13 protein-coding genes are annotated in these 19,991 nt (G+C 47.8%); all 13 read left to right on the plus strand.

Features of this window, described 5'->3' with window-relative positions; all coding sequences use genetic code 11:
* The first annotated feature begins 97 nt into the window (after positions 1-97).
* The 13 genes from KCR01S_RS22250 (at position 98) to KCR01S_RS22310 (ending at position 19,806) form a co-directional block, all read left to right on the plus strand.
* Positions 98-952: a TnsA endonuclease C-terminal domain-containing protein gene (locus tag KCR01S_RS22250; protein WP_244886222.1), complete on the plus strand. Its 855-nt coding sequence runs from the start codon at positions 98-100 to the stop codon at positions 950-952.
* Positions 936-3,020 (plus strand): Mu transposase C-terminal domain-containing protein, encoded by a 2,085-nt coding sequence (locus KCR01S_RS22255; protein WP_061285106.1) that lies wholly within the window; start codon positions 936-938, stop codon positions 3,018-3,020. Before KCR01S_RS22250 ends, KCR01S_RS22255 begins: the two co-directional genes overlap by 17 nt.
* Positions 3,021-4,691 carry an AAA family ATPase gene (locus tag KCR01S_RS22260; protein ID WP_061285107.1) on the plus strand — a complete coding sequence of 557 codons (1,671 nt, stop codon included), beginning with the start codon at positions 3,021-3,023 and terminating at the stop codon, positions 4,689-4,691.
* 2 nt (positions 4,692-4,693) lie between these two features.
* On the plus strand, positions 4,694-6,199 hold the full coding sequence (locus KCR01S_RS22265; protein WP_061285108.1) for a TnsD family Tn7-like transposition protein: 1,506 nt from the start codon (positions 4,694-4,696) through the stop codon (positions 6,197-6,199).
* Entirely contained in the window at positions 6,199-7,797 is a 1,599-nt protein-coding gene (locus KCR01S_RS22270) for a Tn7-like element transposition protein TnsE (protein ID WP_061285109.1), read from the plus strand. Before KCR01S_RS22265 ends, KCR01S_RS22270 begins: the two co-directional genes overlap by 1 nt.
* Before the next feature lie 60 nt (positions 7,798-7,857).
* Entirely contained in the window at positions 7,858-9,024 is a 1,167-nt protein-coding gene (locus KCR01S_RS22275) for a helix-turn-helix domain-containing protein (RefSeq protein WP_244886223.1), read from the plus strand.
* Positions 9,024-9,581: a PIN domain-containing protein gene (locus KCR01S_RS22280; RefSeq protein WP_061285111.1), complete on the plus strand. Its 558-nt coding sequence runs from the start codon at positions 9,024-9,026 to the stop codon at positions 9,579-9,581. Before KCR01S_RS22275 ends, KCR01S_RS22280 begins: the two co-directional genes overlap by 1 nt.
* An 83-nt stretch (positions 9,582-9,664) precedes the next feature.
* On the plus strand, positions 9,665-9,874 hold the full coding sequence (locus KCR01S_RS22285; RefSeq protein WP_061285112.1) for a helix-turn-helix domain-containing protein: 210 nt from the start codon (positions 9,665-9,667) through the stop codon (positions 9,872-9,874).
* Between the two features lie 12 nt (positions 9,875-9,886).
* Positions 9,887-12,040, plus strand: a complete 2,154-nt coding sequence (locus tag KCR01S_RS22290) for a class I SAM-dependent DNA methyltransferase (RefSeq protein WP_061285113.1) — start codon at positions 9,887-9,889, stop codon at positions 12,038-12,040.
* Positions 12,037-13,092 carry a restriction endonuclease subunit S gene (locus KCR01S_RS24625; RefSeq protein WP_072277215.1) on the plus strand — a complete coding sequence of 352 codons (1,056 nt, stop codon included), beginning with the start codon at positions 12,037-12,039 and terminating at the stop codon, positions 13,090-13,092. The genes KCR01S_RS22290 and KCR01S_RS24625 overlap by 4 nt, the downstream gene beginning before the upstream one ends.
* A gap of 13 nt (positions 13,093-13,105) precedes the next feature.
* On the plus strand, positions 13,106-15,205 hold the full coding sequence (locus KCR01S_RS22300) for a RecQ family ATP-dependent DNA helicase (RefSeq protein WP_061285114.1): 2,100 nt from the start codon (positions 13,106-13,108) through the stop codon (positions 15,203-15,205).
* Positions 15,202-16,542 (plus strand): DNA-processing protein DprA, encoded by a 1,341-nt coding sequence (locus KCR01S_RS22305; RefSeq protein ID WP_061285115.1) that lies wholly within the window; start codon positions 15,202-15,204, stop codon positions 16,540-16,542. The genes KCR01S_RS22300 and KCR01S_RS22305 overlap by 4 nt, the downstream gene beginning before the upstream one ends.
* 12 nt (positions 16,543-16,554) lie before the next feature.
* Positions 16,555-19,806: a type I restriction endonuclease subunit R gene (locus KCR01S_RS22310; protein ID WP_061285116.1), complete on the plus strand. Its 3,252-nt coding sequence runs from the start codon at positions 16,555-16,557 to the stop codon at positions 19,804-19,806.
* The last annotated feature ends 185 nt before the right edge of the window (positions 19,807-19,991 follow it).

The following is a 19,991-nucleotide window of genomic DNA, read 5'->3' on the forward strand; positions in this document are numbered from 1 at the left end:
TCCGTGTATTCGAGTAATAAAGATTCATACCAAGTAATAAAAAGTCATACTAAGTAATAAAGTTGCATACTAAGGCCGCCCTGACTAAGCTCAATTTATGAGCCAATGGCTGGGCGGTTTTTTCATGACTGGGAAAAAGTACGTCAACACCGAGTTACAGAATCAGAAGTGGCTACGTGAGGGGCGAGGCAGTGGCCACGGCTCTGACTACAAACCATGGCTAACTGTCAGGGACTTATCCTCTCAAGGTCGTTCACATCGTGTCTTTGGCCATAAATCGCAACGAACCCACCACTTGTTGTCAGATCTGGAATTGGCCGTATTCCTGCTTTTGGAGTGGAGTCGTTCAACGCAGGATATTCGTGAGCAATTTCCTCTTCGGTTGGAAGATACCAAGGCTCTGGCTTTGGAGTCCGGGATAGATCACCCATCCGTTCGCGGCGTTCTCCAAGTGATGAGTTCAGATTTTCTCGTCAACACCACAGACACCAGCCAACCCAAATTCGCGTTGCAAGCCAAGTATGCAGAGGCACTGAGTGATGCCAGAACCATTGAAAAATTGGAGCTTGAACGCCGCTATTGGTTACAAAAAGGTGTTCCCTGGTGGCTGATCACGGAGAAGGACATTCCCAGCGTGGTTACGCAAAACATCAGTTGGCTTTATCCGGCACAACGGGATGAGATAGAAATTGATGTCCTGGTGGAGCGAGCTGCGTTTTATCAGCATCACTTTCAGAATGATCCAGAGAGAAGCGTAATTGAGGTAGCCAAACAGCTGGATATGGCCTACCAGCAACCCATGGGTCAATCATTGTTGGAGATTAGACAGCTACTGGCTCAGCGCTGTTTCCTGTTCGATATCTTGACGCCTGTGACCAAGTTGAAAGCCGGGGATTTGCAGTTAGAGAATATTGAGGCGATGTCGGGGGCGTTACGTGTTTCGAATCAATGAGGTTATCAGCGTTGAAGGGATTGCCTACCGCATTCTGGCCGAACAGCTGGATGAAATAGTCTGGATTTCGCTGGATGACGAGGCTGCTTTTCCTTCAGTGATATCGCGACAGGTATTACAGGATGCTATCGATAATGAGGTGTTGCAGCGGATTGAAGACCCCTATGCCAAGCTTTACTACGCACAGCCTGATGAGGGGACTAAGGCTAGAGAACTGCGTGATACAAATTACCAGTTGATCCAACCGCTGATAACGAATCCGGAATGTCTATTTTCCAGAGCAAGAACAAGGGCGGTAAATGAGATTGTCTCCGCTCGGCAATCAACCAAGCAGACGCTTTACCGGCTCATCCGTCGTTATTGGCAGCGGGGGCAGACGCCGAATGCTCTTTTACCTGACTATAAAAACTCCGGAGCTCAGGGCAAAAAGAGGGTTTCAAAGGGTGGAAAACTTGGTCGTCCCAGACAGAAGGTCGCGGGTGCCGGTGTTGTCGTTGATGAGCATATAGAGCGACTCTTTCGCGCAGCGATAGAAAAACACTATCTGGTCAATAACGGTAAATCATTCGCTGAAACGCACAACCGTTTCAAAGGGATGTATGAAAACTATAACCCCTGTGTTCCTGAATCTGAATTTCCGACCATTTGGCAGATGAAGCACTTCTTCAAGAGGGAATACTCTCAGGTTGAAAAACTGAAGAAAAGAATCAGCAAGATAGATTACAACAAGGATATCAGGCCGTTACTGGCAACAGCGAACACACAAGCTCTCGGTCCTGGGTCACGATATGAGATTGATGCAACGATAGCTGATATCTATCTGGTTTCTGATAGTGATCGACAAAACATAGTAGGTCGCCCGATTGTCTATATGGTCATTGATGTGTTTAGCCGGATGGTAGCCGGTTTTTACATCGGCTTTGAGAATCCCTCCTATGTTGCAGCAATGCAGACCCTGTCTATGGCCATGACTGACAAGATCAAGCTTTGCCAACAGTTTGGTATAGAGATTGATGAATCTGACTGGCCGGTTACAGGCATCCCTGATGCGATATTGGCTGATCGTGGCGAATTGCTGGGTTGTCAGATCGAATCTCTGGAAAAAAGTTTCTCTACCCGGATTGAGAATACGCCTCCCTTTAGAGGTGATTGCAAAGGCATAGTCGAGCGTTTTTTCAGAACCATACAGGCGGTATTCAAACCTTTTGCTCCTGGAGTGGTATCTGGCACCACGATAAAGAAACGGGGAGGAAAGGATTACAGGTTGGATGCGATGCTGAATATTCATGAGTTCACATCCATCATCCTGTCGGCCATCTTGTTTCACAACCGATACCATGTGTTGGAAACCTATGATCGAGATATCGATATGCCTGCCGATTTGCCGATGACGCCATTATCACTATGGAACTGGGGATTGCAGCATCGGTCAGGGCGGTTACGGATGGTTCCTGAGGACGCTCTCCGGGTCAGTTTGCTGCCGAGAACTCAGGCGACTATCTCTCCTCTGGGGCTCCGCGTCTTTGGTGTGTATTACACCTGCCAAGAAATTCTGAAAATGGGGTGGTTGCATAGGGGCAAGGATGTCTCCAGGCCTGAATCAGTAGAGGTTGCTTATGATCCGTCTGTTGCTGATGTGGTCTATTTGCTTCCTCGAAAAAACAGTGCGGAATATTGGGTCTGTGGATTGACCGAGCGTTCCCGAGAGTTCCGAGGTTGTTCTTTCTGGGATGTATGGTTGATAACCAAACAACAGAAGGTTGTTGTGGCAGAGGGTAAGCTGGTTGCTGATCGTGAGAAGCGAAGAGTTGATGAGCTGATTGACTCAAAAATTAAGCAAGCAAAAGCCCAGGTTAAAGTTGAAGGCTCACTGGAAGCATCAGATCGCCAGCGCATTGCCGCTATTCGGGGTAATCGAGCCAAGGCTAAGGGCGAAGAGAGAAAACGCGCTGAGCCGGTTACAACATCCGAGCCGTCAACTGTGCCCGCAACCGTGATACCTCTTTCTCCAGGTACGGATGACTACAAGTATCCGGATTATATCGATGAACTCTTCAAGGACGACTAGATGGTATTACCAGCCAATATGGCCAAGGCCGTCTACAACGACCCAGGCATAGAACAATACCGTGGCAATCCTCTGATAGAGGCGTTGCCACCTATCATGACCACACAGCAGATAAAGCAGGGGTTAAGCGGTTCTATCAAGTTTGATCCAAAGGATATCTATGTTGACGGCCCTTGGCGTGTTCATGTGATATCCCAGTTACTGGATGACTTTTTTCAACCGATAAGCCGCCACTTACAGTTGGAGTCAAAATTATCCATCATGATCCGGCAGGGATATGTCGGACGTAATCTTAGTGATGGTTCTTTGAATGCACATCTGCAAAATGGTTATGAACGGGTCATGTCTGGCGAGCTGGATGTTTTTCGGTTCGAGCAGGTTAAATCGACCGCTCGCAGCCTGTCTCTGATCGGGTGCTCTGGATCTGGAAAAAGCAGCACTATCAACCGGATGTTGGCAACCTACCCTCAAGTGATCTACCACGAGCAATACAACTTTACCCAGATCGTCTACCTGAAGCTGGATTGCCCTCATGATGGTTCACTGAAAAGCCTGTGTCATCACTTCTTCAGGGCTATCGATGCGGTGCTGCATACCGACTATGAACGCAAGTATGCACTCAAGCGCCATAGTGTTGAGACACTGATGGCCCTGATGAGCCAAATCGCTAATGTGCATGCAATTGGGGTGCTGGTCATTGATGAGATTCAGCATCTGAGCATGAGCCGTTCCGGAGGGGTGGAGAAGATGCTCAACTTTTTCGTGACGTTGGTGAATGTGATCGGCTTGCCTGTTGTCATGGTTGGCACACCTAAGGCGAGACCTATCTTTGAAATGGATTTGAGATCGGCAAGGCGTGGAGCCGGTTTTGGGTCATTGCTCTGGGAGCCGATGCAGGCAACCAAGCCCAGTGTGGATCCGGAAACCAACCAGCTCAAACCTACAGAGTGGATGGCCTTCACCGATAAGCTTTGGCAATACCAATGGCTGCAACGACGAGAGGAAATCTTGTCTGATGAGGTACGGGATTGCTGGTTCGAGCTGTCTCAGGGGGTGTTGGACATAGTGGTAAAACTCTTTGTTCTTGCCCAGTTGCGAGCCATTGCCACCCGTATTGAACGGATCACCCCTCAGTTGTTGCGACAGGTTTATGAGGATGAGCTCAAGCCTGTGCATGCCATGTTGGCAGCGTTACGTTCCAGAGATCCTGAGTTAATCGCCAGATATTCGGATCTGAGCATCCCTGACATAGACAAAAAGATCCTGGCGCTGAGTGCCAAGATTGATGAGGCAAAAGCCTCTCAGGATTCACATCAGAACCGCTATGGCGGCAATGAGCAGGCCATCCGCTTGCATAACCTGCTTGTGGGGATGGACTGTCATTCTGAACTGATTGTGCCCTTAATTGAACGTGCTTTTAGCTCATATCCCAATCTGTCCGTCAGAGAGTTGATGCCGATTGTTCTTGATTGGTACAACTCGGATGAAAAGCCAGAGAAAAAGACTAAGCCCAAGCTTGCTGGCATTGGGCAGAAGGAGTGGCACACGCTGCACTCTGATGACCTGCGTTTCAAATTTTCCCAGTGTGGCAAGGGCAACCTCCTCTACCCTGCATTCAAGAAAGCTGGGCTTACCTTCGATGTGGATGATTGGTTGAGAAGGATGGGTTAGCCATGCTGAACTTTCCGGTTCCTTATCCCGATGAGCTGATTTACAGCTTGGTGGCCAGAGCCGGAATACACCTGGGGTTAACCAGCCCCAAGCAGTTGCTGGATGAGGTTTTTGCAAACCGGCATGTCATTGCAACGGTTGATCTGCCCAATCATCTGGCCCCTCTGGTCCAATTATTACCGGAGAGTATGGGGCTCGATGTCGCTTGTTTGGCTTATCGGCACACGCTATTTCCTCTGTATGCCCCATTTACCACTGAAGAGCGCAGGCGTCACTGTCTTGAGCAGATGGCTGGGGATTCTCAAGGTGCCATTCATCTGATCCTGGGGGTAGCGGCATCGCGAATTAAACAGTCTCGTGCCCTGCGCTACTGTCCGCAATGTTTGCAAAATCAGCGCAGCGGCCATGGCGAATACTACTGGCAACGGCAATGGCAGGTGATGGGGGCTGATAGTTGTCTGGTGCATGGTGGGTTACTGGAGGCCAATATTGAACGCCATGCTTACCATCGCCATCAGTTTGTTGCCGCCTCCCCGTTAGTTTGCCCCCTACTGTCCCAGCCTGTAGCGGATGCGCACGCCATCCGGATCACTCGCCAAGTCACTGCTTTGTTGCAACGGCAACCTGATACTTCGCCCACGTTTTCTCAATGGAGTGCTTTTTACCATCAGCTCGCCAATCTGGTGGGTTGTGCCAAGGCGAAGCATGTCAATCATCAAACGATCCATGAGCTTGTCATGGCTCGCTGGTCGGCTGATTGGTTAGAGCAGCATGGATTGGCGCTTCATAACGATTCGGGTAATTGGTTGCAGGCTATCTTTCGCAAGCACCGAAAATCTTTCAGCTATCTGGAACATATCGTTGTCCTGGATAGCCTGTTGCCCGAGTCTTGGGACATGGTCACAGTGCTGGACGAGGTACAGAGCATTCCAACGGACATTTATGCTTTCGATCCCTGTCCTCCAGATGAAAAGAACGGCCTATCGGCAGAGTATCGAGTCAGATGGCAGCAGTTACTGGAAAGCCATGGGGTGAAGCAGGCCCGTTTATCTCATCAGGCGTTATATGCCTGGCTGTATCGGCATGATCGAAGCTGGTTTCTGCAATTTAATCGGCAACACCATCAGGGCCATGCCAGGGAGAATCGCCGGGTCGATTGGCCAAAGCGGGATCGCAAGGCTTGTCGCCAACTATTTCATATTCTAAACCTGCATGAGTCGAAACTTGATTCCCCTCGGCTATCGAGGAATTGGTATCTATCGAAACTCCCATCGGGATCCATGATTGAGAAAAACTTGCGCTCTATGCCACTTACTCGCTTGTTTTTTCAGCGATATTGTGAAGATATAACAGACTATCAGATTCGTCGTTTAGCTCTTGCTGCCAGATCTCTGGTGCAAAGGGAGTGTTCACTGCGGCGGTGGCGACTTCTTCGCCTAGCTGGATTGAGTGATGAGCGATTAACCTCTTTGGCTGATGATCTATTGCGAGATGTATTGGAGGCTTGATGCAAGATATTATTTTTGACACGGTTTCTGACGAGACAACTATCTTGGCGATAGGCTCACTTTTTCGGCGGGGTGATAATAAACAATGGGGAGTCAATCTGGATCTGACACCGAAGGCGGAAACTGCTTCATTGAGCCTCTCGAATATCCCGGTTCTGGCCCGTAAGCGAGTATTGAATCCGACTCAGGAGCATAAGCCCGCAGGATTTCATCTCTCTTTTACCATCGACAATACTGATAATTGGCAAAAAAAGAGGTTGGGAGATTACCCGGTTTCCTCTGCCATCCGTGCGATGGACAAACGTCAACACTGCTTCTGTTTTCTTGCAAACGGAATAGAGATCTATCTTCCCCAACTGGAGTTGGCTCGTGTGCTTTTCTTGCATGATGGTTATCTGTCCCGTTCAGCGCTTGAGCCTGATTATCTTAAAAGCGAATTTTCGATTGAACATGTCAATTCCAAGATTGCCAGGGTGAATGTGTTGCCCTCCTCCAGCTACCCGCTCAAGTCTCTTGATGATTATGAGTCGCGGCGTCTATTGAGCTGGATTTTGATCGATCCGGACGCCCGAACCTCCTACGAGAGCATAGGTCACTATCAGAAGCTGAACGGTTATGAGAAAGGTGGCTATCGGCAATGGGAGTTCGAGTTTACTCCCCCGCCTTTGCAATCCGTCTCTTTTGAGGTCAGGGGCCGGTTTGATAAACAAACCAGAAGCATGCTGGTTTACGAGATTGCCAGTCTGAAAAATATCCAGGCAGCGCTCCCTGATGAGGTCCAGTTCTTTCATCCCAAGTTGCGTGAGTATGTGCGTGGGGAGGGGGAAGGCGCAGTGAGCTTGGTGGCTGAGCGTCCTCATGTTCACTCGGTGCATGATGGGGCGGATGCCAGTGCGAATACCACACCTGTTTTGTTGCGGGCTCCTGCGGTGGTATTTGAATTTTCAAAGGCCTTCCATACACGAAAGGTAGCCGAGAAGAAGCAGGAGGGGAGCAAGGGTAAGGCTGATGATGGGGTGGGCTCGCAGGCCTCAGAGGATGTCAGTACCGAGGAGTCTGTTACTGGCGGAGTCCTGCCCAGTGCAGAGTGGACTGCTGAAACGGATGACACCGATGATCTGCATCTCTACGCCAACAAATTTGATTGCTTTCAGTCGATGCTGGATCAGTTGGTGGTGGCTCATGGTTGCGTGATTAGATCCATGAAGCTGCACAAGCTACCCAAGCTTTACCGTTGTAATCGGCACCTGCTTCTGGATGGTAATCCCAGATGCCTGGCTGTTGTCGAGGTGGAGTCGCAGAACCAGATTTTTCATATCCTCGAAGTCGATACTTCTGATGGGATTTGCTCCCTCTCAACCCTGCTCTTAAGGCTGACATCGCAGCAGGGGTGGGAGGAGCAGCTGAAGCTATTGCAAGAAGAGTTAACCCAGAAATCATTGCACTGGCCTAGCAAGCGACTGAAAACGCTCTGTGGCAAGAAAGGTTATTCTGGCATCCCTCATCCACAGACCAGATCAGTGGATAAGGGCAAGTTGCCTGAGGAGTCGATAGAGCACTGGGCGGCAAGGTTTCATAGTTGGATGAGTACTATTTAATTAGCCAACTGTATCATGGAGCTAAAATGAAGGTATGAGAGTGACGAAACTTGACAAAACTTGACTACTTTCTATACTCATGCCATGCAAAAATCTCTTAATATTCAAACCGCCGCTTTGGCGATGCAGAAAAAAGGACTCACACAGACTGCTGTTGCTGAGCGGCTTTCTGTATCTAAAGAGGCCGTATCTCAGTGGTTGAGTTCAAAATCCTTCCCCCGCCCGAACAAACTGCTGCAACTTGGTAAGTTGTTAGAGTTATCTTTTGATGAACTTGTTGTTAAGAACGACCCCTTCGTTCCCAAGGTGGCATTTCGCAAAATGCGCGGCACCAAGACAAAAGATCATCACATTGAAAAAGCTCAGGAGATGGGTAGGTTCTTGCGTCACTTGGTGCCCTATCTGCCGTTTGATACATTTGAAATGCCTCCGGTGCTTAAATCTCCTAGCTGCGATTATGACTACCTTCGTACGATTTCATTGAAAGTCCGTGAGGATATCAATGTGGGTCCGGTGGAGTGTGTTGATTTCAAGCATCTGATTCGCCGTTTTGCTGAGTTGCAGGCTGTTGTTGTTCCGGTAATGTGGGGAGCTAAGCAACGTCATGAAAATGCTGTCCATATTCACCTCCCTGATTCGGGAAGTACCTGGGTATATCTAAACTTGGATACTAACATTCATGACTTCAAATTCTGGATGGCTCATGAGTTAGGGCACTGCTTATCACCAAGTCTTGAGGGTGATGATGCTGAGGATTTTGCGGACGCCTTTGCCGCAAGCCTGCTCTATCCACACGAACTAGCTGAAAAGGCGTATTTTTCTATCCGAGAACAAACATCTTCCGCCGCAAAAATTGCTCATGTTATTGATTTGGCAGATAGGTTAACGATTTCTCCGTGGACGGTTATTGGGCAAGTGAATAAATATGCCGAGTTCACTGGGCAGTCCGTAATTCAGCTCAGTAACGCTTTCCCTGGGGCTGTTACAAATTTTAATAAGGGCTATAACAACATCAGCGAGGCTCTGTTTGGCCATGTTGAGCCTGACGAACATGGCAGGCCTAGTGCAAGGGAGTACATTGGAAAAGTGGAAGGCGCTTTTGAAACCCCATTTTTTCACCTGCTTCGTAACTATCTCAAAGAGCACGATAAGGGGCCTGGTTTTGTTCAAACTGTGCTGGATGTGTCACTACTTGATGCGCAGAGTATCCACGCAGAGCTGATCTGATGCCTCAATCCAAAATACTTGTTGATACTAATGCCTACCTCAGATTAGCTAGGACTATACGTCCTTTGCTGTTCGTCCCCTTCGGCGACAACGAGTATTGCCTGTACATCTTGCCCGAGCTCAACGCGGAGCTGGCAGGTCGGAAGCTTAAGAGTAAGTTTCCCTGGGTGGATGATGAAGAATTCACCGAGAATCGCAAACACTTCCCACTGGTCGGCAAGAAACAAGCGAAATCTATCCAACAAGCCTTCGAGTACGTCTGGGATTATGTGCAAACTGATTTGCCTGGACCATCCCGAGTTGATGCCTGGTACATAGCCTATGCGTTGGAGCTAGGTGTTCCGGTCGTAACCGATGATCAGGATATGACCGAGTTGGCCAAAGCTTTCGATGCACAAGTAATGTCTACTTTAGAGCTGCTCAAGATCATGCTGGACTGCGGCCATACGGACATGCAAACCATCAATGGCCTTGTTGAGTACTTGAAATACTTCTCAGACTTGCCTGCCTATTTCCAAACTGATTACCAGCGCCTATTTGGTGCTCAGCAACCTTAAAGCTTCTTCTGCTTGCTCTTCATCCCTCGCTCTCTATATATTGACAGTAATGAACTTTTTCGACACTGGTGAGATTCCTCGTCATGAGTGACCCCATACTGACCATCAAAGACGTGGCCGATTACCTCAAGGTTAACGAGCGGACCATTTACCGCCTAGCCGCAAGCGGTGAACTACCGGGATTTAAGGTGGGCAACTCTTGGCGGTTCAAGCAAAGTGAGCTGGAGCACTACATCTCCTTCCAACACAACCGTGCAAATGTCGGTGAATCAAATAAATCAAAAGATAACTAGGAATTCAGCACCATGGCCCAACTTGAAAATATTGAAGCAATTGAAAAACGCCTGTGGAAATCAGCTGATACCTTGCGGGCCAACTCTGAGCTGGCTAGCAATGAATATTTTTTGCCGGTAATGGGATTGATCTTCTTACGTCATGCCTACAGTCGATATTTATCGGTAAAAGATGAGATTGTTGCGACTCTGCCTAGTCGTGGCGGGAAAACCCGCGAACTCACCAAAGAGGATTTTTCCAAGAAAAGCGCTATCTATCTCAAGCCAAACGCTCAGTTTGATCATCTCATCTCATTGACGGATGCAGATAACCGCGCCGAGGCCATCATCCATGCTATGGAGTCCATCGAGGCGGATTACTCGAATCTTCGCAACCAGCTACCTAAGCAGGAATACAACAACATCCCTAACGAAGTCTTGGGCACCTTGTTGCGGACCCTAAACCCGGAAGAGTTAAAGAAAGCCACTGGCGACATCTTTGGCCGTATCTACGAGTATTTCCTCACCCAGTTTGCGGATCAGGGAGCCCATGATGGCGGTGAGTTCTTTACCCCTGTGTCATTGGTGCAGCTAATCGTAAACGTACTGGAGCCTGATCACGGCAAAATTTTTGACCCGGCGTGCGGTTCTGGTGGCATGTTCGTACAGAGTGCCCACTTTATGGAACGCCACGCCCAGGACCCGCACGAACTTACTTTCTACGGCCATGAAAAAAACCGCATTACCACGCGATTGGCCAAAATGAATCTGGCTGTGCATGGGCTGGAAGGTAATGTAGAAGGTGGAGAGGGTGCTATCACCTATTACAACGACCCACATGAAGGCCTGTTTGGCACCGTTGATTATGTGATGGCCAACCCTCCCTTTAACGTGGATGAGGTCGATGCCGATAAAATCAAAGGAGATAAGCGTCGTTTGCCTTTTGGTTTGCCTGGTGTGAATAAAAACAAAAAGGTAAGCAATGCCAACTATTTGTGGATTCAGTATTTTTACAGTTATCTGAATGAGGCGGGCCGAGCAGGGTTTGTTATGTCGTCTCAAGCATCCAGCGCGGGCAAAGCAGGTAGCGACGAAGCAAAGGTGCGCCAGCAATTAGTTAAGACTGGCCATGTTGATATCATGGTTGATATCCGCAGTAACTTCTTTTATACCCGCACAGTGCCTTGTCAGCTGTGGTTCTTAAACAAAGACAAACCCGCCCACCTGAAAGACAAAGTGCTGATGTTGGACGCCCGCAATGTCTACCGTAAAGTCACCCGCAAGATTTACGACTTCAGCCCCGAGCAGCAGCAAAACCTCACCGCCGTTGTCTGGCTTTATCGCGGTGAAGGGATGCGTTTTGTTCAGTTGGTTCAACAGTACATTGAACAAACCATCAGTGAGGCTCGTGACTGTGAGAAGTCGGAAGCGTTGTCGTGTGAACCCGTTGTAGTCTTGATTGCCCAATTGAGCAAACTCAGTCAGGCCTTCCAGCCCTTTATGGATAAGTTGGAACGAGATGGTGTCAATATTGCTCCTCACACCGAATTTCTCGGTACTAAGGTCTCGGTTGAGAATAGCTGGGCCGCATTTCTCAACTTGACCCATGATCTGCAAACTCGGTGGCGCGAACATCAACGCAATACCGCGCTGAGTTTACTGAACTTTATTGATCACGAAACTGGTCTGAAGGCGCTGGCTGAGCAGAGCCGTAATCTGGTCAAAGAAATTGATCTGGCTTATAAGCTCGCGACCCGAGTGATTGAACTGGCCGAGGCCAATGATGCAAAAGACTCTGAGCTTTGGGACAGCACATTGCTTAACGGCCGGGGTCGCAGCAACAATCTGAAGAAAACAGCCGATGAAGCCCGCAAGCAGGCCATCGAGCAACTCAAGCAGGTACGCTATTTCTACAAGCAAGCCCACTGGTTGTTAAGCCGTTTCCCGGAAGGAAAACTGCGGGATGTCGATGGCTTAGTGAAATTGGTGGATATTGTCGCTATCGAAGCTGCCGACTGGAGCCTGACGCCGGGTCGCTATGTGGGTGTTGCACCGGAAGAGGTGGATGAAGATTTCGACTTTGAAGAAGTCCTACGGGATATTCATATTGAACTGCAAGGTTTAAATGCAGATGCGATTGATTTGGCCGAAAAAATAGCTCTCAACTTTGAGGAGTTGGGATTATGAGTTGGGTCGAGTGCCAACTTGGCGAAATTTTGACGCTAAAAAGAGGTTATGACTTACCTCATTCTAATCGCAAAGATGGGGATGTACCTGTCGTATCCTCCTCAGGCATTACTGGATATCACAATGTTGCAAAAATCGATGGTCCCGCAGTAGTCACTGGTCGATATGGTACGTTAGGAGAGGTTTACTACGTTGAGGGCGAGTGTTGGCCTTTAAATACTGCTTTGTACGTTCAGGACTTTAAGGGTAACAGACCAAAATTTGTGTATTACTTTCTTCAATCAGTCTTGAAGGGAATGCAAAGTGATAAGGCTGCCGTACCGGGGGTTAATCGTAATGATCTCCACGCCCGTAAAGTGAGGTGCACAAAAGAACACTCTATTCAGGCTGCTGTTGAGGAGTTGATTTCCCCTTACGACGAGCTCATCGAAAATAACTGCCGCCGTATTAAGTTACTGGAAGAGTCCGCTCGCTTGCTGTATCAGGAGTGGTTTGTTTATTTGCGCTTCCCTGGCCATGAGCAAGTCAAGATTACAGATGGTGTACCCGAGGGGTGGAATAAGAAGCCACTAAAGCAAGTCGCAACGCTTAACTATGGTAAAGCACTTAAAGCCGAGGTTCGTGTGCCTGGCTTATTCCCTGTGTATGGTTCGAGTGGAGAAGTCGGTAGCCATGAAAAGCCCTTAGTAAAGGGCCCTGGCATTGTTGTTGGTAGAAAAGGCAATGTGGGAAGCATCTACTGGGTCAATACAGATTTCTATCCTATTGATACGGTCTATTTTATTTCCGCCGAAGAAAGTAGTTTGTTTCTCTATCATGCTCTGAAAAACGTTCAATTTATTAATACTGATGTTGCTGTTCCTGGCTTGAATCGCGACATGGCATACAGTCGAGAAATTCTTCTCCCTGATGGCAAGAACTACCACCGATTCATGTCGGAGGTTCAGCCAATACAAGAGCAAGTTAATAAATTACAGGATTACAACGATAAGCTTGCCCAAGCTAGGGATCTGCTGCTACCTAAACTGATGAATGGCGACCTGACCGTGTAAGCAAGGAGTGATAATGAACCGAGCGCAAGCCCAACAATTACTGCAAACGGCATTGGCAAACCCAACCGCCGAATTTCGGGATGGCCAGTGGGAGGCCATAGATAGGTTGGTCAATCATCAGCAGAAGCTGCTTGTTGTGCAGCGGACAGGTTGGGGGAAGAGCTCGGTTTACTTTATCAGCACCAAAATATTCCGCGATCGGGGGATGGGGCCGACTGTTATCGTGTCGCCTCTTCTAGCCTTGATGCGTAACCAGATTGAATCGGCGCAGCGGTTAGGGATTGTGGCAGAAACCATGAACTCTACCAATCAAAACGACTGGCAGGCCGTTACCCGGAGGATTCTCAATGATCAAATTGACTGCTTGCTTATTTCGCCTGAGCGCCTAGCTAACGACAGCTTTATTGAAACCGTGTTACAGCCTATTGCTGATCGTATCGCGTTGATGGTGATTGATGAGGCGCACTGTATCTCAGATTGGGGTCATGACTTCCGCCCAGACTATCGCCGAATTGTTAATATCCTGCGTCAGTTGCCCGCCAACACACCCGTACTCGGCACAACAGCTACCGCCAATAATCGGGTGGTAGAAGATGTTCAAACCCAGCTAGGTGATATCCAGATCATTCGCGGTCCATTGAGCCGCGAAAGCCTTGCTTTGCAAACCATGGTGTTGCCCGATCAGGCGTCGCGTTTGGCCTGGTTAGCTCAGGTGATACCTACGTTGCAGGGGACTGGTATTGTCTACACCCTAACGGTGCGAGATGCCGAGCAAGTCGCGCAATGGTTGAGTGATAACGGTATTGATGCCAAGGCTTACCACGGAAGTGTTGAGGCCGAAGGCTTTGAAAACAGCAATATGTACCGTCAGCACCTGGAAGACCTGTTACTCCGCAACAGGATCAAGGTTCTGGTGGCCACTACTGCCTTGGGTATGGGCTACGACAAGCCAGATTTAAGTTTTGTCATTCATTATCAGGCCCCAGGATCTATCGTTGCCTACTATCAGCAGGTCGGTCGAGCTGGGCGTGGTATTGACCATGCGGTGGGCGTATTAATGTCCGGCGTGGAAGATCAGGATATCCACGAATTTTTTAGGGAATCGGCATTTCCATCAGAGGCTCATGTCCACGAAATTTTACAGGTACTTGAAGAGGGCGATGGCCTTTCTCTTCGCGGCATTGAAGAGCAAACCAACCTGCGTCATGGCCAGATTGAGAAAGTGCTTAAACTGCTGAGTGTAGAAAACCCAGCCCCTGTCATCAAAGACGACAACCGGTGGGTCAGAACGCCAGTTCGCTATCAAATGGATCATGCCCGTATTGCCCATCTAACAGGGCAGCGTGTTCAGGAATGGCAGGAAGTTCAGGCATACCTTGCTGATGCCACCTGCAAGATGACATTCCTGCGGCGGGCATTGGATGACCTTGATCCTGCGCCCTGCGGTAAATGTTCATCTTGCCTCGGTCACCCCGTAATCAATGTTCCTATTGATCCCGGTTTGGCTCATCGTGCGGGCACATTTCTTAAACATGCCGAAATGGTGATTGAGCCAAAAGCACAGGTCGCAGCCAATGCATTTGTACAATATGGATTTAGAGGCAACCTACCGCAGAACCTTCGCGCACAAGAGGGGCGGGTCTTATCTCGCTGGGGCGATGCCGGTTGGGGGGGCACAGTTGCTGATAACAAACATGTTGGACGATTTAGTAATGACTTAGTGGAGGCGATGGCAGAAATGATTCGGGAGCGCTGGCTACCGGATCCAGCACCTCAATGGGTTTGCTGTGTACCATCACGTAATCACCCTGCATTAGTGCCGGATTTTGCTCGACGATTGGCTGCTCGGTTAGGGTTGCCCTTCATAGATGCTGTACACAAAGTGAGAGACAATCAGCCACAGAAAGGCCAACAGAATCGCTTCCATCAATGTCGGAATCTGGATGGGGCATTTGCAATTAACCAACCACTACCTAATACACCGGTTCTATTGGTAGACGACATTGTAGATTCTGGCTGGACGCTGACGGTCATCTCGGCACTATTACAACAGGCAGGTAGCGGCCCGGTATATCCCGTTGCACTTGCATCCTCTTCGGTGAAAGATTCATGAATGTATCCAGCCCATTGTCAGCCACAGCACAAGCGACTTTGCTGCTGACCAGTTACTTTTCAAAAACCAGTAGCGAAGATGCCAAGCCGCTTACTAACGCGGAGTGGGGCCGTTTTGCTTTGTGGTTAAAAGAAAAGTCCACCACACCAGCCGAGCTGTTGGTCACCGATCCAAAAGCTTTGCTCCATGGTTGGTATGACGCGCGAATCAGTGTGGATAGGATCGTTCAATTGCTTAATCGCGGGCATAGTTTGGCTATCGCCATGGAAAAATGGCAAAGAGCGGGTCTTTGGGTTGTGACTCGTTCTGATCCTGAATACCCCTGGCGCTTAAAGCAGCGACTGAAAACTGACTCGCCCCCAGTATTGTTTGGTTGTGGTAATAGAGCATTATTGAATGCTGGAGGTTTGGCTGTAATTGGCTCTCGCAATGCTAATGATGCAGACCTTATGTTCACTAATGAGGTGGGCGCTAAAGCCGCGTTAGAGAGGATTGCTATCGTCTCCGGTGGTGCTCGCGGAGTGGATGAAACTGCAATGTTAGGTGCTATGAAGCAGGGTGGTGTTGTCATCGGTGTAATGGCAGATAGCCTGTTGAAAGCAGCCACCAGTAGTAAGTGGCGAAAAGGCTTGATGGATGGTCATGCCGTGTTGGTATCACCTTTCTACCCCGAGGCTGGCTTCAGTGCTGGCAATGCCATGGCCCGGAATAAATACATCTACTGCCTGGCGGACACTTCTCTGGTTATTCACTCTGGCAAGAAAGGCGGCACACTCAACGGCGCAGAAGAAAACCTGAAAAAAGTTTGGGTGCCGTTGTGGGTTAAACACACGACGGACAAAGATGCTGCCAATGCCGATTTGGTAGCCAAAGGTGGTCGTTGGCTGGATGCTGATGCTCAAACCTTAACTATTGCTGATTTAATGAGAATCGAGGGTGGCCGTGCGAATCAGGTGAAGGAAGAACAGGTTGATCTCTTTTCCTCCATGCCAACGCAGCCTGAGTTGTTTGCAGAATCTAAGTTCACTTTAGATACAGAAACAGAAATAGAAACAGAGCCAAAGGTCGCGATCATTGAAGAGACAGTTGTTAAAACTACGCCATCAGAAACGGTTGTTGAAATAAATGATCATCTATCAAGCTCCGTCGATTTCTATCAGTTATTCATTACTGAGCTTGAGCGATTAGCGTCAACTCCTATTGCAGTCGATGACCTTGTCGGTCTCACCGGACTGCATAAATTGCAATTAAATGACTGGTTGAAACGAGCCGAGAGTGACGGTGTAGTGAAAAAGCTTAATCGTCCTGTGCGCTATCAAGTTCAAGAAAAATCATAGAAGGATTTAAACATGGCGATGACAGAGGAAACCTTGGTTCAGGAAGTGACAGCTGAGTACCTACGGAATCAGTTGCATTGGGATGAGTCTGTCTTCGGCATGTATGAAAAATTTGGTAAAGAAGGGGATTTAGGCCGGGAGTCTGACAAGGATGTTGTGTTAGCTCGTTATTTGGGTGTGAAGCTGGTTGAGTTGAATCCCGGCCTACCGGATATAGCTTATCAAGAGGCATTGCGTGTTGTTTGCGAAATGCCATCCTCGACTAATATTGTTGCAGTGAATAAGGAGAAATACTTGCTCCATAAAAATGGAGTTGAAGTCAGTTTTCATAATGAAAAAGGTGAGCGAGTAAAGAAAAGACTTCGCCTGTTTGATTATGATGATTATGAAAATAACCACTTTTTACTGGTGAGAGAGTTTTGGGTACAGGGAGATATTTATCGCCGCAGGGCAGACTTGGTTGGCTTTGTTAATGGCATCCCCTTGATGTTTATGGAAGTTAAAAACGTTCATAAGGACATTCGTGCTGCCTATGAGCAGAACCTCGCTGATTACAAAGATACGGTCCCACATCTCTTTTTCCATAATGCGTTCATTATCTTGGGTAACGGCATTGATGCCAAGATTGGTTCAGTTTCCAGTAAGTTTGAACATTTTAATGACTGGAAGCGGTTAAATGAAAATGAACTTGGTGTTGTGGCAATGGAAACCTTACTCAAAGGCACCTGCACCAAAGCTCATTTAATGAATATCTTTGAAAACTTTACCTTGTTCGATCAAAGCTCCGGCCGGTTGGTGAAGATTGTTGCTCGAAATCACCAATATCTGGGTGTCATGTTGGCTATCGATGCGGTGAAAAGCCGTGAGGAACGCTTGGGTAAACTGGGTGTTTTTTGGCACACACAAGGCTCAGGTAAATCCTACTCCATCGTGTTCTTTGCGCAAATGGTACATAGAAAGTTGGGTGGTAACTATACCTTTGTGGTGCTAACTGATCGTGAAGATCTCGATACACAAATATACAAAACATTCGCGGGCTGCGGGCTGGTTGATAATGATAAAGATCCCTGTAGGCCTGATAGTGGTAAAGATCTGAAAGCACTTGTTGGCCAGCAAAAGGCGTTTGTATTTACCTTGATTCAAAAGTTCAATGAAAAAGTAGATCCAAACAATCCCTATTCTGAACGCGATGACATTATCGTTATTACCGATGAGGCTCACCGTACGCAATATGGCACATTGTCTCTGAACATGCGCAATGCTCTGCCTAAGGCCAGTTTTATTGGTTTTACCGGTACACCGTTGTTTAAAGATGATGAAATAACTAAGAAAGTATTTGGTGATTACATATCAACATATGACTTTCAGCGAGCTGTCGAAGATAAGGCCACAGTCCCCTTGTATTACGATGCTCGTGGCGAAGATCTGGTGTTCACCGACCAAGATGGAAACGAATATTCTGTTGCTGATCCAAAAGGAATCAATGAACGCATAGCTGAAAAGCTGGATGAACTGGAGATTGATGATGTAGATGTTCAGCAGCGTCTAGAACGTGAGCTCAAGCGTGATTACCATATTATTACCGCAACCAGCCGTCTTGATCAGATTGCGCGAGATTTTGTTGTCCACTATGCCAATGCTTGGGAAACCGGTAAGGCTATGTTTGTTTGTCTCGATAAAATTACCTGTGTGCGAATGCATAAGCTGATCGATTTCTATTGGCAACAAGAGATAAAAACCAAAGAGAAAGAGCTTATCCTTGCAACGGATGATCAGGATTTGGCTTGGCGGGAAAGGCAATTAACCTGGATGAAGGAAACACTGATGGCTGTTGTTGTCAGTGAAGAGCAGGGTGAAGTTGCCAAGTTTGAAAAATGGGATTTGGATATCAAGCCACATCGTAAACTTCTTAAAACAGGTTTTGAGTTGGCTGATGGTTCCCGATTAGATGTCGAGGAAGCGTTTAAGTCCAGCGAGCATCCTTTCAGAGTAGCTGTTGTTTGCGCTATGTGGTTAACAGGCTTTGATGTGCCAACACTTTCAACCCTTTATTTGGACAAGCCCCTGAAGGCACATACCCTGATGCAGGCGATCGCTAGGGCAAATCGCGTGGCCGAAGGAAAGAATAATGGCTTAATCGTAGACTACTGCGGAATACTTAAAAATTTGCGTAAAGCCTTGGCCACATTTGCAGGTGCTGCTGACGAAGGGCACGGTGGTGGTGAAGGTGAAAATGAACCGGCTAAACCCAATGAGGAGCTGTTAGAAAGCCTGAATGAGTCGATCAGTTTTGTCGCTGAGTTTTTACGAAAGCACAACTTCGAGTTAAACCGGATTATTACTGAGACAGGCTTTGCCAAGAATGCGGCGATCGCACAGGCCAAAGAAATCATTAACCAAAATGATGAGACTCGAAAGCGCTTCGAAGTCATGGCCAGAGAGGTATTCAATAAATTTAAGGCTTGTATCAATGTGCCGGGCATCAACACCTATCGTGACCTGCGTGATGCGATCAACGTGCTCTATAAGAGTTTGCAGGCAGACAAAGCTAACGCTGACATTTCTGAGATTATGAAAGAGCTCTATGAGATCGTTGATAGCTGTATTGATACTACACATAAAATCAGCGAACCAAAGCCAGATGGTGAGCGAATCTACGACATCAGCCAGATCGACTTTGAACGCCTGCGGCAAGAGTTTGCAAAATCAGAGCGCAAGAATACAACTGTTCAATCACTCAAGCATGCGGTTGAGCAAAAGCTGGCTCGTCTTATGATGCAGAATCCGCTTCGCACTGACTACCAAGAGCACTACGAAAAATTGGTCAAGGAATATAACCAAGAAAAGGATCGAGTGGTTATTGAGAAAACCTTTGAGGCTTTGCTCAAACTCAATGATGAGCTTTCCCATGAAGAAAAGCGTGCAATCAGGGAGGGGCTGAACGAGGAATCGCTAGTCTTGTTTGACCTATTAAGCAAGCCGAGCTTACAACCCAAAGAGATTGTAAAAATTAAGCAGATTGCTGCGGCTCTTTTGGCGACGCTTAAGGCTGAAAGGTTGAGGGTTTCCAATTGGCAACAAAAAGAGTCAACGAGAGATGCGGTAAAACAACAGATTTTCGACTTTCTCTACGACGAAAATACGGGGCTACCAGTCGAGCAGTACGAGGAGAGCGAGATCTCAGAGATCACTGAAAGGGTTTTTCTTCATATATATAGGGCTTATCCCAGAGTGCCATCACCAGTTTACGCCATGTGTAGTTAAAGGGGGGGCCGTCTTGTTCAAGGAAAGTGGCAATCCAGTATGATACTTTATTACTCGAATACTTCACGTGTTCTGGATCGAATTCGTGAGTTGGTATGATACTTTGTTGTTCTGGTGCTGTTTATTTGTTATCGATAATGCCGATTACAGCGTGATTAGGTATGATACTTTATTACTTACATACA

It is taken from the genome of Kluyvera cryocrescens NBRC 102467 (assembly GCF_001571285.1).
In the GTDB taxonomy this organism is placed as follows: Bacteria; Pseudomonadota; Gammaproteobacteria; order Enterobacterales; family Enterobacteriaceae; genus Kluyvera; species Kluyvera cryocrescens.

Coding starts and splice junctions, on each gene's coding strand:
- KCR01S_RS24625 (WP_072277215.1), top strand. CDS start 12,037: ATGAGTTGGGTCGAGTGCCAACTTGGCGAAATTTTGACGCTAAAAAGA.
- KCR01S_RS22300 (WP_061285114.1), top strand. CDS start 13,106: ATGAACCGAGCGCAAGCCCAACAATTACTGCAAACGGCATTGGCAAAC.
- KCR01S_RS22265 (WP_061285108.1), top strand. CDS start 4,694: ATGCTGAACTTTCCGGTTCCTTATCCCGATGAGCTGATTTACAGCTTG.
- KCR01S_RS22285 (WP_061285112.1), top strand. CDS start 9,665: ATGAGTGACCCCATACTGACCATCAAAGACGTGGCCGATTACCTCAAG.
- KCR01S_RS22250 (WP_244886222.1), top strand. CDS start 98: ATGAGCCAATGGCTGGGCGGTTTTTTCATGACTGGGAAAAAGTACGTC.
- KCR01S_RS22280 (WP_061285111.1), top strand. CDS start 9,024: ATGCCTCAATCCAAAATACTTGTTGATACTAATGCCTACCTCAGATTA.
- KCR01S_RS22290 (WP_061285113.1), top strand. CDS start 9,887: ATGGCCCAACTTGAAAATATTGAAGCAATTGAAAAACGCCTGTGGAAA.
- KCR01S_RS22270 (WP_061285109.1), top strand. CDS start 6,199: ATGCAAGATATTATTTTTGACACGGTTTCTGACGAGACAACTATCTTG.
- KCR01S_RS22260 (WP_061285107.1), top strand. CDS start 3,021: ATGGTATTACCAGCCAATATGGCCAAGGCCGTCTACAACGACCCAGGC.
- KCR01S_RS22305 (WP_061285115.1), top strand. CDS start 15,202: ATGAATGTATCCAGCCCATTGTCAGCCACAGCACAAGCGACTTTGCTG.
- KCR01S_RS22310 (WP_061285116.1), top strand. CDS start 16,555: ATGGCGATGACAGAGGAAACCTTGGTTCAGGAAGTGACAGCTGAGTAC.